The organism is Mesorhizobium sp. L103C131B0 (assembly GCF_000502275.1).
Lineage (GTDB): Bacteria > Pseudomonadota > Alphaproteobacteria > Rhizobiales > Rhizobiaceae > Mesorhizobium.
On sequence record NZ_AYXC01000005.1, the window covers coordinates 78,858 to 93,913 of the forward strand.

14 protein-coding genes and 1 pseudogene are annotated in these 15,056 nt (G+C 62.8%); 5 read left to right on the top strand and 10 right to left on the bottom strand.

Going from position 1 to position 15,056, the window contains the following annotated elements:
* A complete protein-coding gene (locus X730_RS153270) occupies positions 1 to 615 on the top strand; it encodes a glutathione S-transferase family protein (RefSeq protein ID WP_023826167.1) in 615 nt (204 codons plus the stop codon).
* 14 nt (positions 616 to 629) lie between these two features.
* The gene (locus X730_RS153265) at positions 630 to 1,160 is read left to right on the top strand and encodes a demethoxyubiquinone hydroxylase family protein (protein ID WP_023826168.1); all 531 of its coding nucleotides are present in this window, start codon (positions 630 to 632) and stop codon (positions 1,158 to 1,160) included.
* A 122-nt stretch (positions 1,161 to 1,282) separates the two neighbouring features.
* On the opposite strand, the pseudogene alaS reads toward X730_RS153265, so the two are convergent.
* Positions 1,283 to 3,957, bottom strand: a pseudogene (gene alaS, locus X730_RS01000000164380) (alanine--tRNA ligase).
* Between the two features lie 271 nt (positions 3,958 to 4,228).
* Positions 4,229 to 5,332: a recombinase RecA gene (gene recA, locus X730_RS153260; RefSeq protein ID WP_023669117.1), complete on the bottom strand. Its 1,104-nt coding sequence runs from the start codon at positions 5,330 to 5,332 to the stop codon at positions 4,229 to 4,231.
* Positions 5,333 to 5,614: 282 nt separating this feature from the next.
* Here recA and X730_RS153255 point away from each other — a divergent pair, with 282 nt between their 5' ends.
* Both X730_RS153255 and X730_RS153250 read left to right on the top strand, forming a co-directional pair.
* On the top strand, positions 5,615 to 6,559 hold the full coding sequence (locus tag X730_RS153255; protein WP_023826169.1) for a carbohydrate kinase family protein: 945 nt from the start codon (positions 5,615 to 5,617) through the stop codon (positions 6,557 to 6,559).
* A gap of 70 nt (positions 6,560 to 6,629) precedes the next feature.
* The gene (locus X730_RS153250; protein ID WP_023826170.1) at positions 6,630 to 7,547 is read left to right on the top strand and encodes a pseudouridine-5'-phosphate glycosidase; all 918 of its coding nucleotides are present in this window, start codon (positions 6,630 to 6,632) and stop codon (positions 7,545 to 7,547) included.
* A 34-nt stretch (positions 7,548 to 7,581) separates the two neighbouring features.
* Here X730_RS153250 and X730_RS153245 read toward each other — a convergent pair whose 3' ends face one another.
* Together X730_RS153245 and X730_RS153240 are read right to left on the bottom strand one after the other, a co-directional pair.
* Positions 7,582 to 8,076 carry an N-acetyltransferase gene (locus tag X730_RS153245; protein WP_023826171.1) on the bottom strand — a complete coding sequence of 165 codons (495 nt, stop codon included), beginning with the start codon at positions 8,074 to 8,076 and terminating at the stop codon, positions 7,582 to 7,584.
* A 25-nt stretch (positions 8,077 to 8,101) separates the two neighbouring features.
* On the bottom strand, positions 8,102 to 8,425 hold the full coding sequence (locus X730_RS153240; RefSeq protein WP_023669120.1) for a TfoX/Sxy family protein: 324 nt from the start codon (positions 8,423 to 8,425) through the stop codon (positions 8,102 to 8,104).
* Between the two features lie 83 nt (positions 8,426 to 8,508).
* Here X730_RS153240 and X730_RS153235 point away from each other — a divergent pair, with 83 nt between their 5' ends.
* Positions 8,509 to 9,006 (top strand): GFA family protein, encoded by a 498-nt coding sequence (locus X730_RS153235; protein ID WP_023706439.1) that lies wholly within the window; start codon positions 8,509 to 8,511, stop codon positions 9,004 to 9,006.
* Positions 9,007 to 9,149: 143 nt separating this feature from the next.
* Here X730_RS153235 and sufA read toward each other — a convergent pair whose 3' ends face one another.
* From sufA to sufB, 6 genes are all read right to left on the bottom strand, one after another.
* Positions 9,150 to 9,530 (bottom strand): Fe-S cluster assembly scaffold SufA, encoded by a 381-nt coding sequence (gene sufA / locus X730_RS153230; protein ID WP_013532156.1) that lies wholly within the window; start codon positions 9,528 to 9,530, stop codon positions 9,150 to 9,152.
* A 105-nt stretch (positions 9,531 to 9,635) separates the two neighbouring features.
* Complete coding sequence (locus X730_RS153225; RefSeq protein ID WP_023709315.1) at positions 9,636 to 10,022, bottom strand: SUF system Fe-S cluster assembly protein; 387 nt, start codon at positions 10,020 to 10,022, stop codon at positions 9,636 to 9,638.
* A gap of 21 nt (positions 10,023 to 10,043) precedes the next feature.
* A complete protein-coding gene (locus X730_RS153220; RefSeq protein ID WP_023826172.1) occupies positions 10,044 to 11,285 on the bottom strand; it encodes a cysteine desulfurase in 1,242 nt (413 codons plus the stop codon).
* A gap of 137 nt (positions 11,286 to 11,422) precedes the next feature.
* Positions 11,423 to 12,700 (bottom strand): Fe-S cluster assembly protein SufD, encoded by a 1,278-nt coding sequence (sufD, locus tag X730_RS153215; RefSeq protein WP_023826173.1) that lies wholly within the window; start codon positions 12,698 to 12,700, stop codon positions 11,423 to 11,425.
* Positions 12,701 to 12,743: 43 nt separating this feature from the next.
* A complete protein-coding gene (gene sufC / locus X730_RS153210; protein WP_023684862.1) occupies positions 12,744 to 13,499 on the bottom strand; it encodes a Fe-S cluster assembly ATPase SufC in 756 nt (251 codons plus the stop codon).
* Between the two features lie 27 nt (positions 13,500 to 13,526).
* Positions 13,527 to 15,044 carry a Fe-S cluster assembly protein SufB gene (gene sufB / locus X730_RS153205; RefSeq protein ID WP_023706434.1) on the bottom strand — a complete coding sequence of 506 codons (1,518 nt, stop codon included), beginning with the start codon at positions 15,042 to 15,044 and terminating at the stop codon, positions 13,527 to 13,529.
* Positions 15,045 to 15,056 lie beyond the last annotated feature (12 nt).

A 15,056-nucleotide genomic window follows, 5' to 3' on the forward strand; every position in this document is an offset into this window, starting at 1 on the left:
ATGGCCAAGCCGGTCGTCTACGGGGCGGACTACAGCGTCTATGTGCGCATCGTCCGCCTCGTGCTGGCGGAAAAAGGCATCGACTACGACCTTGTGCCGGTCGATGTCTTTGCCGCCGAGGGCACTCCCGCCTGGTACTTCGAGCATCACCCTTTCGGCCGCATTCCGGCCTTCGAGCACGGCGGGTTTCGCCTGTTCGAAACCAGCGCAATCGCCCGCTATGTCGACGAGGCGTTCGACGGCCCGGCACTGCAGCCAAAAGACGCCCGCACCCGCGCAACGATGAACCAGATCATCGGCATGCTCGACGCCTATGCCTACAGATCGATGGTCTGGGACGTCGCCGTCGAGCGGCTTGAGAAGGAAGCGCCAGACGAGGCACTGGTCGCCAACGGGCTGCGCCAGGCGGAAACGGTGCTGCGGGTGCTCACCGCACTCAAGCCTCCCGGGCCGTGGCTGCTCGGCGACCAGCTGACGCTGGTCGACCTGTATGCGGCATCCATCATCGCCTATTTCGTCAAGGTCGCCGACGGGCAAAAGCTGCTTGCGGCGTTCGCCGACATCCAGGCCTGGTGGGACGGCATCGCAAAACGTCCGAGCCTGGCGGCGGGCTGATATGGGTTCGGGCCATGGCTGACCCATCTCGCCAGGACGCGCTCACCATCGCCAGAATTGTCAGGGTCAACCACGCCGGTGAGTTCGGTGCGATCAGGATCTATTCGGCGCAGATTCTTGTCGCCAGGCGCTTCTGGCCGGATTGCGTGCCATCCTTGTCGGAGATGCTCGGGCACGAGCGCACGCATTGCGCCGCCTTCCGTGCCGCCATGCCGGCGCGGAAGGCGCGACCGTGCCGGGTGATGCAATTCTGGAGCTGGGGTGGCTGGCTGCTGGGTTTTGTGACCGCCCTGATTGGTCCGCAAGGCATCTGGGCCTGCACGGCGGCTGTTGAAGCGGCGGTGCACCGCCATCTGGATGATCAGCTGTTTTTTCTCGCCAACCGCGACCACGACTTGCACGGCATCATCCTGGCGATCCGCGAGGAAGAGCTCGCCCATCTTCATCACGCCGAAGAGCAGCTGAAATCGCCCGGCCCGGCGCTGAACTTTTTACGGTCGCTGATTTCGATGGCCGCGGACGTGCTGATCTGGCTGTCCACCTGAACTAGCTAGACGGACCGTCTAGGAGCTGATTGCCGGCTTGCCACTATCAGCCACAGAATGGCAAGCACGGCGGCGAAGGCCGGAAAGCCGCACACAAAACCAGATCAGGCATAGGGTGGCTTTCAGGCCGCCTCCAGCGCCGCCCTCACCGCGGCGATCGCATCATTGGCCTTGGAGGCGTCCGGGCCGCCGGCTTGCGCCATGTCGGGCCGTCCGCCACCGCCCTGCCCGCCCAATGCGGCCGAGGCAACGCGCACAAGATCGACAGCGCTGAAGCGGCCGACGAGATCGTCCGTCACTGCGACCACGACGCTTGCCTTGTTGTCTTCGCCCGCACCGACGAAGACGACGACGCCTGAGCCGAGCGAAGTCTTGCCGGCATCGGCCAGCGGCTTCAAATCCTTCGGCGACACGCCGGAAACCGCTTTGCCGAGGAAGCCGATACCGGCGACGGTTTCGGTGGTGGCCGGAGCATCGGCCGCGGCCCCACCGCCCAGCGCGAGTTTCTTGCGCGCTTCGCTCAGCTCCTTCTCAAGCTTCTTGCGCTCCTCGAGCAGCGTCTCGACACGCGCCGGCACGTCGGCCGGCGAGATCTTCAGCACGGCCGCAGTTGCCTTCAGGCGTCTGTCCTGCTCATCGAGATGTTTGCGCGCGGCTTCGCCGGTCAGCGCCTCGATGCGGCGCACGCCGGCGGCGACCGCGCTGTCGGAGACGACACGGACCAGGCCGATATCGCCGGTCGCCCGGACATGGGTGCCGCCACAAAGTTCGACGGAATAGGGTCTATTGGCCTTGGCGCCATGCACGCCGGTGCCCATCGAGACGACACGCACCTCGTCACCATATTTCTCGCCGAACAGCGCCATGGCGCCCTCGGCAATGGCGTCATCGACCGACATCAGGCGCGTCGTCACCGGGCTGTTCTGGACGACGATTTCGTTGGCCATGCGCTCGACCTCTTCGAGATCTTCGGCCGAGATCGGCTTGTTGTGCGAGATGTCGAAGCGCAGGCGCTCGGGCGCGACCAGCGAACCTTTCTGCGCGACATGGGTGCCCAGCACCTCGCGCAGCGCCTCATGGATCAGATGCGTTGCCGAATGGTTGGCACGCAGCCGGGTGCGGCGCGCATGGTCAACCTTCAGCTCGACGGCTGCACCTGGCTTGACCGTGCCGTTCGTCACCTTGCCCAGATGCACGAACAGGCCGTCGGCCTTTTTCTGCGTGTCGGAAACCTCGATCGAGAAACCTTCGCCGGAGATGATGCCGGTGTCGCCCATCTGGCCGCCCGACTCGCCATAGAACGGCGTCTGGTTGACGACCACCGCCACCGCGTCGCCCTTGCCGGCGCTATCGACTGTCTTGCCGTCCTTGACCAGGGCCTGGATGAGGCCTTCCGCCTGTTCGGTCTCGTAGCCGAGGAATTCGGTGGCGNGGTGGCGCCGGCCTTCTCGCGTACAGAAAACCAGATGGTCTCGGTGGCCGCGTCGCCGGAGCCAGCCCAATGCTTGCGCGCTTCGGCCTTCTGCTGCTCCATCGCATGGGTGAAGCCGGCAAGGTCGACCGAGATGTTGCGCTGGCGCAGTGCGTCCTGCGTCAGATCGAGCGGGAAGCCGTACGTGTCATAGAGCTTGAACGCCGTCTCGCCATCCAGCATATCGCCGGCGTGCAGCGTATCCGTCGCCTCCGAGAGCAGGCCGAGGCCGCGCACCAGCGTCTTGCGGAACCTGGTCTCCTCGAGCTTCAGCGTCTCGGTAATCAGCTGTTCGCCGCGCAGCAGTTCGGGATAGGCCTGGCCCATCTCACGCACTAGCGCCGGCACCACCTTCCACATCAACGGCTCCTTGGCGCCGAGCAACTGCGCATGGCGCATGGCGCGGCGCATGATGCGGCGCAGCACATAGCCGCGGCCTTCGTTCGACGGCAGCACGCCGTCGGCAACCAGGAAAGAGGACGAGCGCAGATGATCGGCAATGACGCGGAAGGAGGCGACCGTCTCCTTGTCGGGTCCCTGCCCGAGCGCTGACGAGGCCGCATCGATCAGATGACGGAACAGGTCGGTCTCGAAGACGCTCTCCACCCCTTGCAGGATGGAGGCCATGCGCTCCAGGCCCATGCCGGTGTCGATCGACGGCCGCGGCAGGTCGATGCGCTCATCCTTGGTGACCTGCTCATATTGCATGAACACCAGGTTCCAGAATTCAAGGAAGCGGTCGCCGTCCTCCTCCGGGCTGCCGGGAGGGCCGCCCCAGATGTGCTCGCCACGGTCGATGAAGATTTCCGAGCACGGCCCGCACGGTCCGGTGTCGCCCATAGCCCAGAAATTGTCGGAGGTCGGGATGCGGATGATGCGGTCATCGGAGAAACCGGCGATCTTCTTCCAGAAGCCGGCCGCCTCGTCATCGGTGTGATAGACGGTGACCAGCAGCTTGTCCTTGTTCAGCCCGAACTCCTTGGTGATCAGGTTCCAGGCCAGTTCGATGGCGCGCTCCTTGAAATAGTCGCCGAAGGAGAAATTGCCGAGCATTTCGAAGAAGGTCAGATGGCGCGCGGTGTAGCCGACATTGTCGAGGTCGTTGTGCTTGCCGCCGGCGCGCACGCTTTTCTGCGCAGTGGTGGCGCGCGAATAGGACCGCTTCTCCAGGCCGGTGAAGACGTTCTTGAACTGCACCATGCCGGCATTGGTGAACATCAGCGTCGGGTCGTTGCGCGGCACCAGCGGGCTCGAGGCCACGACCTCGTGGCCCTCCTTGCGGAAATAGTCGAGGAATGTCGACCGGATCTCGTTCACGCCACTCATGAGTGCTGCCTTTTCGCGAAAACCGCCGGCACGGCCGGCGGACACTGGTCTCTGCTTTTTAGAAGATTGACTTGGCCTTTTAGCGGGCACGCCCCACCCTGTCCAGAAACACGGAATTGGGCCAATCCGGCAACTGCCAAGCCGGCTTCACGCTGCCCAAAAACGAAAACCGCCGGCGCGAAGGCCGGCGGTTTGAAACGCAATACTAAAGAACTCGGTTACTTAAGCATCGGATAATGGACTGGATTTATGGCCGAACTCTGGCCGTGCCCTACATGGCGCCGGATTCTTCCTCGAAGCCGTCGTCGCTTTCGCCGCGCTCGGGGCCGCCATTTTCGAGAAACTTCTCGGCAATCAGCCCGGCATTCTGCCGCAGTGCCAGTTCGATCTCGCGCGCCGTGTCGGGATTGTCGCGCAGGAACAGTTTGGCGTTTTCGCGACCCTGGCCGAGACGCTGCGAATTGTAGGAGAACCAGGCGCCCGACTTCTCGACCACGCCGGCCTTGACGCCGAGATCGACCAGTTCGCCGGTCTTGGACACGCCCTCGCCATACATGATGTCGAACTCGACCACCTTGAAGGGCGGCGCCAGCTTGTTCTTGACGACCTTGACGCGGGTCTGGTTGCCGACGACCTCGTCGCGGTCCTTGACCGAGCCGATGCGGCGGATGTCGAGGCGCACCGAAGCGTAGAATTTCAGCGCGTTGCCGCCGGTCGTGGTTTCGGGCGAACCGAACATGACGCCGATCTTCATGCGGATCTGGTTGATGAAGATGACCATGGTGTTGGAGCGCGAGATCGAGGCGGTCAGCTTGCGCAGCGCCTGGCTCATCAGACGCGCCTGAAGACCGGGCAGAGAATCGCCCATCTCGCCTTCGATTTCGGCGCGCGGCGTCAGCGCCGCCACCGAATCGACCACCAGAACGTCGATGGCGCCGGAACGCACCAGCGTGTCGCAGATTTCCAGCGCCTGCTCGCCGGTGTCGGGCTGCGAGATCAGCAGGTTTTCGAGGTCGACGCCGAGCTTGCGGGCATAGACCGGGTCGAGCGCGTGCTCGGCATCGACGAAGGCACAGATGCCGCCCTTCTTCTGGGCTTCCGCCACCGTGTGCAGCGCCAGCGTCGTCTTGCCCGAGCTTTCCGGCCCGTAGATCTCGACGATGCGGCCGCGCGGCAGGCCGCCGACGCCAAGCGCGATGTCGAGGCCCAGCGATCCGGTCGGCACGGTTTCGATCTCGACGACCTGCTCGTTGGCGCCAAGCCGCATGATCGAGCCCTTGCCGAAGGCGCGCTCGATTTGCGACAGCGCCGCGTCCAGAGCCTTTGATTTGTCCACCGCTTTGTCCTCTACAAGCCGCAAAGAATTCTGAGCCATGATACATCACCCCTTGGTCGTCAATGAAGGCCGGACAATCCGTAATCCCTGCCCATTTTGTACTACTTTTGTTCTCGTTTGGCAAGAGGGGTCAAATATCTGAAAAGCAACCTTTATCCGGATTTGTTCTTTTTTTGTCTCATGGTTTCGTTTCCGGATGTATCCACCATTGGGCCAGACGCGCCGGCTGTTTCGATCGGCCGAATCGCCGGCTTGCCTGCGAAGCTCCGCCGCACAGCGTAGCGCTTGTGCGGCTCGAATAACAAAGGTCATATCGCCGTTATGGTGAAATCAGCAAAGATACTGGCGGTGGGCGGCGCCCATATCGATCGCCGCGGCCAGGTGTCGGGCACGTACGTGCCCGCGGCGTCCAACCCCGGCACGATGCGCGAGGATGTCGGCGGCGGCGTCTTCAACGCGCTGCGCAGCCTGGTGCGGCGCGGCGTCTCGGCCTCGCTTTTGTCGGTGCGCGGCGGCGATGCCTCGGCCGAGACGGTTGCGCGCGCCATCGCCGACTCCGGCATTGCCGACCTGTCGGCGGTTTTCCTCGACCGCACGACGCCGAGCTACACGGCGCTGATCGATCGCGACGGCGAGCTGATCACCGGCTTTGCCGATATGGCGCTCTACGATTTGGCGTTCCCCAAGCAGATCCGCCGCTCCAAGGTGCGCGAGGTGGTCGCCGAGGCCGATGCGGTGCTCTGCGACGCCAATCTGCCATCAACGGCGCTGGAGCGGCTGGTGGGGCTCGCCGCCGGCAAGCCGGTGTTCGCCATCGCCATTTCGCCGGCCAAGGTGGTGCGGCTGATACCGGTGCTGAAGGAACTCGCGCAGGTCTTCATGAACCGGCGCGAGGCCATGGTGCTGGCCGGCGTCGATGCCAATGCCACCGAGCGCGAGACCGTCGACGGACTGCGCTGCAGCGGCCTCACCAGTGGCGTGGTGACGGCGGGCGACGGCCCGGTGCTGGGATTCGACGAAGCCGGCGCCTTCTCTATCCTGCCGCCGGCGCCGAGAAAAGTCGCCGACGTCACCGGCGCCGGCGACGCGCTGGCCGGCGCCACCATCGCTGCCCTGCTGCGCGGCCTGGCATTGCGCCAGGCCCTCCGCGAAGGCGTTGCCGCGGCGACGCTCGCCATCGAAAGTTCGGATGCCGTGCCGGCCTTCACCGCCGCGACCTTCACCGAGGCACTGGCTCTTGTGCCCGACGCGCAGGAAATGGCATGAGGGCGGCCAATTGCCATTGCCGGAGCGCCACGTCCAAGCGGACGCGCGGATCTCCGGATCGGAGACCATCATGACACCGCAAAGCGCCCGCCCCTTCATCGACCTCCACGCGCCCGTGGCCGAGGCGCTCGCCGCTGGCCGCCCCGTCGTGGCCCTGGAAAGCACCATCATCACCCATGGCATGCCTTACCCCGACAATGGCGCCATGGCCGCCAATGTCGAAAAGATAATCCTGGACAATGGCGCGGTGCCAGCGACGATCGCCGTGGTCGCCGGCCGCATCAAGATCGGGCTTTCCGACGGCGAGCGCGAGTCGCTGGCGATGACCGGCGACGCCATGAAGCTGTCGCGCGCCGATCTCGGCTTTGCGGTGGCGCAAGGCCGCACCGGCGGCACCACGGTCGCCGCCACCATGATCGCCGCTGACATGGTCGGGATAAAGGTGTTCGCCACCGGCGGCATTGGCGGCGTCCACAAGGGCGCGGAAAAGAGCTTCGACATCTCGGCCGATCTCGACGAGTTGGCGCGCACGCCGGTCATCGTCGTCTCGGCCGGCGCCAAGGCGATCCTCGACATCGAAAAGACGCTGGAAGTGCTGGAGACGTGCGGCGTGCCGGTGATTGGCCATGGCTGCGAGACGATGCCGGCCTTCTGGTCGCGGCATTCGCCGTTCCGCGCGCCGCTGACCCTGCACAGACCGGAAGAGATCGCGCATTTCTACAAGACCAGGGCGGCACTTGGCCTGGTCGGCGGCATGCTGATCGCCAACCCGGTGCCGCAGGACGATGAAATCCCGGCCGACGAGATGGCCGGCTATATCGAGGCCGCGCAGACGGCGGCGGAAGTGCAGAATGTGACCGGTAAGGCGGTGACGCCCTTCCTGTTGGGCAAAATCCTCGAACTGACCGGCGGCCGGAGCTTGAAGACCAACATCGCGCTGGTCGAGAACAATGCGCGGCTGGCGGCGAGGATTGCGACGGCGCTGTAGGGTCAAAACCAATCGCCTCGGCTTTGAATCTGTCCTACCGGTCGAATGCAGGGCTGAATTTCAGCTGCCCGGTCGCGGGCTCGCTCTGGAAGGGGAGTGATTGCACATATTGCGCGGGCAGTTCTTGATAGCTCAAATTGCCGTCGCTTCTGAAGCCGAAGCGCCCGTAATAGGCTGGATCACCGATCAAGACGCAGCCTTTTGCTCCGTTCGTCTTGAGGATCGCAAGCCCCTCGTTGATCAATGCACTTCCGATGCCTTGCCGCTGCTTATCCGGCCACACAGATACCGGACCAAGCCCGTACCATCCGTCGCTTTCAACTCCAACCGTAACTGGCGAGAAGGCTACGTGCCCCACGATGTCTCCACCTCTGACGGCAACAAGCGAAACCGTCAGATCACCATCATTCCGCAACTTGGTAATGATCGGAGCCTCCGAACCATCGCTGAACGGCGTGGGTTCGAAAGCCGCGATGGTCAGGTCGTGAATGGTCTGCTTATCGTCAGGTCGCTCTGGTCTGATGAACATAGCCATGAGAAATGCCCCAGGGTTACTACTTCCCCGCCCGGCGTCCCGCCTCATACGCCCGGCGCGCCCACACCCTCATCTCGTCAGGGTCATCAAACGCGTCGTCGGGAATGCTCCAGTACGGCATCGCAACCAGCTTGCCGTGGCGGGTGCCGGTATAGGTCCATTGCTTGCAGCCGGCGGCTTCGAAATCGGGCGCGCTTTGCTCGTCAGCCTTGAGCAGCAATTCGCCGCGCAGCACGATGGCGACGATGACGCCGTCGAAATAGATACCCTTGCCGCCGAACAGTTTTCGGATACTGACCGGGCCGAGGCCTTCGAACAGCTCTTCGATGCGTTCATTGTCCATGCCGCAATCATGTCACCGGGCTTGCCATGGCTGCAACCAAAAACCATGCTGGCAAGTTGAGAGCCATCCGTCGGAGTTTTGTCATGCCGCTGCTGCTCAAGGGATCCTGCCGCTGCGATGCCGTCCATTTCGAGGTGGAGAGCAACACGCCGGTGCCGTTCATGCTGTGCTACTGCTCGATCTGCCGCAAGCAGCAGGGCGGCGGCGGCTTCGCCATCAATCTCGGCGCCGATTACAAGACGCTGAAAATCAAGGGCAAGCGCAATCTCGGCGTCTACCAGGCAGAGATCGCGGACGACGAGCATCCAAAGTGTGAGATTTCGACGGGCGAGCGCAATTTCTGCAAGAAGTGCGGTTCGGCGCTCTGGCTCTACGATCCGACATGGCCGGACCTGGTCCACCCCTTCGCCTCGGCAATCGACAGCGAGCTGCCGAAGCCGCCGGAGAAGGTGCATCTGATGTTGAAATACAAGGCGAGTTGGGTCGAGCCGGTGATCGGCAAAAAGGACAAGGCGTTCGACGTCTATCCCGAGGAATCGATCGCCGACTGGCACAAGCGGACGAAGATGTGGGTGAAGTGAGGGCTCGGAGCGCGACTTGCGATGGTTAGCACTGCCCCTCACCCGGCCCTTCGGGCCGTTCGTCATTCGAAAAGCCAAGCAATTGGCTTTTCGCCCGCTGCGCGGACCATTCCTCACCTCCCCGTGAACGGGGATAAGGAAGATCAGGCCGAAGCGCGCGCCTCAGCCAGCGCCTTCAGGTCGGCGGGCTTCAGTTCGACGGATTCGCCGCAGCCGCAGGCCGAACTCTGGTTCGGGTTGTGGAAGGTGAAGCCGGTGCGCAGCGTGGTCTGCTCGAAATCCATCTCGGTGCCGAACAGGAAAAGGGCAGCCTCGGGCGCGACATAGACATGCGCGCCGTCGCGTTCGATATGGTCGTCCTTGGTGTTGGGCTCGGTCACCAGGTCGACCGTGTATTCCATGCCGGCGCAGCCGCCCTTCTTGATGCCGAGGCGAATGCCATGCGCATTGTCGCGCGTGGCGACGATCTCGCGCACCCGGTCGGCTGCCTTTTCGGTCATCGTGATGACGGCGAAGCGTCCCATTCTCTTTCCTCTTCCATCCCATGCAGGTTCAAGGCCTGCCGAATGATTCCTCACCTAAAATGGTGAAGTTTTACCACTGGTGCAAGTGCACCAACCTCAGTCAACCTAGTACCAGCCCACCGCCACCTGCGCCTCTTCCGACATGCGGTCGGGCGACCAGGGCGGGTCGAAGGTCATGTTGACCTCGACGCCAGAGACGCCTTCGACGGCGCCGACGGCGTTTTCCACCCAGCCGGGCATTTCGCCGGCCACCGGACAGCCGGGCGCGGTCAGCGTCATGTCGATCTTGACCGCGCGGTTGTCCTCGATGTCGATCTTGTAGATGAGGCCGAGCTCATAGATGTCGGCCGGTATTTCCGGGTCATAGACCGTCTTCAGCGCCGAGACGATGTCGTCGGTCAGCCGCGCCAGCTCGTCGGCGGGAATGGCCGAGGCGGAAACCAGCGGATTGATGGCTGCTTCCGGCGCGGTGGTGTGGCTCGCATCATCCATGGTCGTCATCCAAAGAACCTGTCACCCGAAGAACTTGCGCGCTTTTTCCAGCGCATCGGCCAAAGCGTCGACTTCGGCCCTGTTATTATACATGCCGAACGATGCCCTGCATGTGGAGGTTACGCCAAAGCGTTTCAACAGCGGCTGGGCGCAATGGGTGCCCGCGCGGACGGCAACACCCTGCCTGTCTATCACCATCGACACGTCATGGGCATGAATGCCCTGCAATTCGAAAGAAATGATGGCGCCCTTGTCCGGCGCGTCGCCGAAGATGCGCAGCGAGTTGATGGCGCGCAGCCGTTCATGCGCATAGGTCTTGAGATCGGCCTCATGGGCGGCAATGCGCTCGCGGCCAACCTTTTCCATGTATTCCAATGCTGCACCCAGGCCAATCGCCTGCACGATCGGCGGCGTGCCGGCCTCGAAGCGGTGCGGCGGCTCGTTGTAGGTGACGATGTCTTCAGTCACCTCCTCGATCATTTCGCCGCCGCCCATGAAGGGGCGCATGCCCTGCAGAATGTCCTTCTTGCCGTAGAGCACGCCGATGCCGGAGGGCCCGTAGACCTTGTGGCCGGTGAAGACGAAGAAATCGCAATCGAGGTCCTGGACGTCGATCGGCATGTGCACGGCGCTCTGGCTGCCGTCGACAAGTACGGGAATTCCACGCGAATGCGCGATGCGCACGATCTCCTTGATCGGGGTTACCGTGCCCAGCGCGTTCGACATATGCGTGATGGCGACGAGCTTGGTCTTGTCGGTCAGGCGCTTTTCGAAGTCCTCGATGTGGAAGATGCCGAGATCGTCGACCGGCACCCAGACCAGCTTGGCGCCCTGCCGCTCCCGGATGAAATGCCACGGCACGATGTTGGAGTGGTGCTCCATGATCGACAGCACGATCTCGTCGCCCGCGCCGATATTGGGCATGCCATAGCCGTAAGCGACGGTGTTGATGGCGGCTGTCGTGTTGGAGGTGAAGACGATGTTGTCGGTGCTTGGCGCATTGAGGAAACGGCGCACCGTCTCGCGCGCCTTCTCATAGGCGTCGGTTGAGGCATTCGACAGGAAATGCAGGCCGCGATGCACGTTGGCGTATTCCTGGGAATAGGCGTGCTGGATCGTATCCAGCACCACCTGCGGCTTCTGCGCCGAGGCGCCATTGTCGAGATAGACCAGCGGTTTGCCGTAGACTTCGCGCGACAGGATCGGGAAGTCGCGGCGGATCGCCTCGACGTCGTATGGGGTTGTTTCGATCTTCTGGTCCATTACAAGCTCTCTTGAGGCACCGCCTCACTTCGTCACGCACCCCTCATCCGACCGAGCTTCGCTCGGCCACCGCCCGGGGCGAGTCACTTGCCTCGCCCGTCCTTCGGACCCCACAAGGGGAGAAGGGAAAGAGGTGCTTACCCATGGGCCACGAACCAGTCGTCCAGCCTTGTTTCCAGGGCCTCGACGATGGTTTCGTCGTCCAGTTCCTCGATCACTTCGGCGACGAACGCCTTGACCAGCAGGCCACGGGCGCTCTTCTCGTCGATGNCGTCGATGCCGCGCGCCATCAGGTAGAACAGATGGTTGTGGTCGATCTCGGTAACGGTCGCGCCGTGGCCGCAGATGACGTCGTCGGCGAAGATTTCCAGCTCCGGCTTGGTCGAGAACTCGCCATCATCCGACAAAAGCAGCGTGTTGCAGGCCATCTTAGCGTTGGTCTTCTGCGCGTATTGGTGGACGTTGATGCGGCCCTGGAAGACGCCGCGCGCCTTGCCGGTCACCACATTGCGGATCACTTCCGTCGATGTCGTATGCGGCACGGCATGGTCGAGCACCATGGTCACGTCGGTGTGGGTGTCGCCGGCCAGAAGGTTGATGCCGCGCAATTTGAAATCGGCGCCTTCGCCCGTGGTCTTCACCACGATCTCCTGGCGCACAAGCTTGCCGCCGGCATTCATTAAGAACAGCGTCAGCTTCGAATTCTTGCCGAGATGCGCCTTGAACTGCGCCAGATGGGTGGCCGTTTCCGGCTGTTCCTGGATGATCAGCCAGGTCACCTCGGCGCCCTCGCCCAACACCAGCTGGCTGACGGAGCTGGCCAGAGCCGCGCCCTCGCCCGCCTGACGCTCGACGATCGCAGCCTTGGCGCCGGCGCCGACACGCACGGGAAAGCGCACATGGGTCTGTCCGCCGGCTTGCAGGTTCTGCAATTCGATCGGCTTTTCCAGTGCTGCGCCATCGGCGATGTCGACGAAATAGCCGTCGGCGACGAAAGCAGTGTTCAGCGCGCCGATGGCGTCATCGCTGCCATAGGGCTCGAGGCCGGGTGCAATCGAGCCGTCGGTCAGCTTTTCCGACAGGCGCTGGATCGTCACGCCCTCGATCGCGGGGAATTTCGCACTCGAGACGCCGTTCAGAACCGCCAGCACGGCGGAACCTTCGACGATGGGCGTTAGCGTTTTGGCGGCGGCCGTCGGATCGAATGCCGGCACCGCGGTCAACAGCCGGTGCAGGTCAGTGTAATGCCAGGATTCGATGCGCCGCGTCGGCAGCCCGTGCTTGATCGCCTCGATGGCGTCGTCGCGCTTCAGCATCACCGCGCCGTCACCCGGCAGCAACGACAGACGCTCGCCGAAAGCGTCGATCAACGCCGTTTCGGCCTGCGTGCGCTGGGGTTGTGTATGCATATTCATCAGTTTTGCCCCGCCTTTCAGCATAAAATGGCCTTCTGGCGTCTCACGCGGCTTCGCCGATCACGCCGGCATAGCCATTGGCTTCGAGATCGAGCGCCAGCGACTTGTCGCCGGACTTGATCACCTGGCCCTTGTATAGGACGTGCACGCTATCGGGCACGATGTGCTCGAGCAGGCGCTGGTAGTGGGTGATGACGATGATGGCACGGTCGGGCGAACGCAGCGCGTTGACGCCGTCCGAGACGATCTTCAGCGCATCGATGTCTAGGCCTGAATCGGTCTCGTCGAGCACGCAGAGCTTTGGCTCCAGCAGCTTCATCTGCAGGATCTCGGCCCGCTTCTTCTCGCCGCCGGAAAAGCCGACATTGAGCGGCCGCTTCAGCATCGCCATGTCCATCGAGAGCGAGGCTGCCGCCTCTTTCACCCGCTTCAAAAATTCCGGAATTTTTAGCGGCTCCTCGCCGCGCGCCTTGCGCTGCTCGTTCATCGCCACCTTCAGGAATTCCATGGTCGCGACGCCAGGTATCTCCATCGGATACTGGAAGGCGAGGAAGATGCCCGCGGTGGCGCGCTCGGCCGGATCCATTTCGAGGATCGACTGGCCGTTATAGAGGATGTCGCCTTCGGTGACCTCATAGTCCTCACGGCCGGCGAGGATGTAGGACAGCGTCGATTTGCCCGAGCCGTTCGGACCCATGATGGCAGCGACCTCGCCGTTTTTCACCGTCAGGTTCAGGCCGCGGATGATCTCGGTGCCGTCATCGACGATGCGGGCATGCAGGTTCTTGATCTCAAGCATTTTTTCTTTCCTGGATATATTGTCCGGTCAGCCGACCGAGCCCTCGAGGCTGATGCCGATAAGCTTCTGCGCTTCGACCGCGAACTCCATCGGCAGCTGCTGGATGACATCCTTGACGAAGCCGTTGACGATCAGCGCGATCGCCTCCTCTTCCGGGATGCCGCGCTGCATGACGTAGAACTTCTGGTCCTCGGAAATCTTTGACGTCGTCGCCTCATGCTCGAACTGCGCCGTCGAGTTCTTGGCTTCCATGTAGGGCACGGTGTGCGCGCCGCACTGGTCGCCGATCAGGAGACTATCGCAATTGGTGAAGTTGCGGGCGTTGGTCGCCTTGCGGTGCGCCGAGACCTGGCCGCGATAGGTGTTCTGCGAGAAGCCGGCGGCAATGCCCTTGGAGATGATGCGGCTCGACGTGTTCTTGCCGAGATGGATCATCTTGGTGCCGCTATCGACCTGCTGGTAGCCGTTCGACACAGCGATCGAATAGAACTCGCCGGAGGAATCGTCGCCGCGCAGGATGCAGCTGGGATATTTCCAGGTGATCGCCGAACCGGTCTCGACCTGCGTCCACGAGATCTTCGAACGGTGGCCGCGGCAGTCGCCGCGCTTGGTGACGAAATTGTAGATGCCGCCCTTGCCCTCGGCATCGCCGGGGTACCAGTTCTGCACCGTCGAATATTTGATCTCGGCATCGTCGAGCGCCACCAGTTCGACGACGGCGGCATGCAGCTGGTTCTCGTCGCGCTGCGGCGCCGTGCAGCCTTCGAGATAGGAGACGTAAGCCCCCTCCTCGGCGATGATCAGCGTGCGCTCGAACTGGCCGGTGTTCTTCTCGTTCATGCGGAAATAGGTCGACAGCTCCATCGGGCAGCGCACGCCCTTGGGCACGAAGACGAACGAGCCGTCGGTGAAGACAGCCGAATTCAGCGTGGCGTAGAAATTGTCGGATGTCGGCACGACCGAGCCGAGATATTTCTGCACCAGCTCCGGATGCTCGCGGATGGCCTCCGAGATCGAGCAGAAGATGACGCCGGCCTGCGCCAGTTCCTTCTTGAACGTGGTGACGACGGAAACGGAATCGAACACCGCGTCGACCGCGACACGGCCCGATTTGTAGACATTGTCGCTGGGCTCCTCGAGATCGGAGACGTCGGTCTTCTGCACGCCAGCGAGGATTTCTTGTTCCCGCAGCGGAATGCCGAGCTTCTCGTAGACCTTCAACAGCTCGGGATCGACGTCGCTCAGCGAGGTCGGGCCGGGCGTGCTCTTGGGCGCCGCGTAGTAATAGAGGTCCTGAAAATCGATCTTCGGATAATGGACGCGCGCCCAGGTCGGCTCTTCCAGGGTCAACCAGCGCCGATAGGCTTCCAGACGCCATTCCAGCATCCAGGACGGTTCATCCTTCTTGGCCGAGATGAAGCGAATAATGTCTTCGCTCAGGCCCTTGGGGGCCTTGTCCATCGCGATCTCTGTCTGGAATCCGTATTTGTACTGGTCGACGTCGATCTTTCGGACCCGATCGATCGTGTCCTGCACAGCAGGCATAAGCGTTCTCCA

Excerpts from the sequence above, each read along its gene's own strand:
- X730_RS153250 (WP_023826170.1), top strand. The coding sequence starts at position 6,630 with ATGACACCGCAAAGCGCCCGCCCCTTCATCGACCTCCACGCGCCCGTG.
- X730_RS153245 (WP_023826171.1), bottom strand. The coding sequence starts at position 8,076 with ATGTTCATCAGACCAGAGCGACCTGACGATAAGCAGACCATTCACGAC.
- sufB (WP_023706434.1), bottom strand. The coding sequence starts at position 15,044 with ATGCCTGCTGTGCAGGACACGATCGATCGGGTCCGAAAGATCGACGTC.
- sufC (WP_023684862.1), bottom strand. The coding sequence starts at position 13,499 with ATGCTTGAGATCAAGAACCTGCATGCCCGCATCGTCGATGACGGCACC.
- recA (WP_023669117.1), bottom strand. The coding sequence starts at position 5,332 with ATGGCTCAGAATTCTTTGCGGCTTGTAGAGGACAAAGCGGTGGACAAA.
- X730_RS153240 (WP_023669120.1), bottom strand. The coding sequence starts at position 8,425 with ATGGACAATGAACGCATCGAAGAGCTGTTCGAAGGCCTCGGCCCGGTC.
- X730_RS153225 (WP_023709315.1), bottom strand. The coding sequence starts at position 10,022 with ATGGATGATGCGAGCCACACCACCGCGCCGGAAGCAGCCATCAATCCG.
- X730_RS153270 (WP_023826167.1), top strand. The coding sequence starts at position 1 with ATGGCCAAGCCGGTCGTCTACGGGGCGGACTACAGCGTCTATGTGCGC.
- X730_RS153220 (WP_023826172.1), bottom strand. The coding sequence starts at position 11,285 with ATGGACCAGAAGATCGAAACAACCCCATACGACGTCGAGGCGATCCGC.
- X730_RS153235 (WP_023706439.1), top strand. The coding sequence starts at position 8,509 with ATGCCGCTGCTGCTCAAGGGATCCTGCCGCTGCGATGCCGTCCATTTC.
- sufA (WP_013532156.1), bottom strand. The coding sequence starts at position 9,530 with ATGGGACGCTTCGCCGTCATCACGATGACCGAAAAGGCAGCCGACCGG.
- X730_RS153255 (WP_023826169.1), top strand. The coding sequence starts at position 5,615 with ATGGTGAAATCAGCAAAGATACTGGCGGTGGGCGGCGCCCATATCGAT.
- X730_RS153265 (WP_023826168.1), top strand. The coding sequence starts at position 630 with ATGGCTGACCCATCTCGCCAGGACGCGCTCACCATCGCCAGAATTGTC.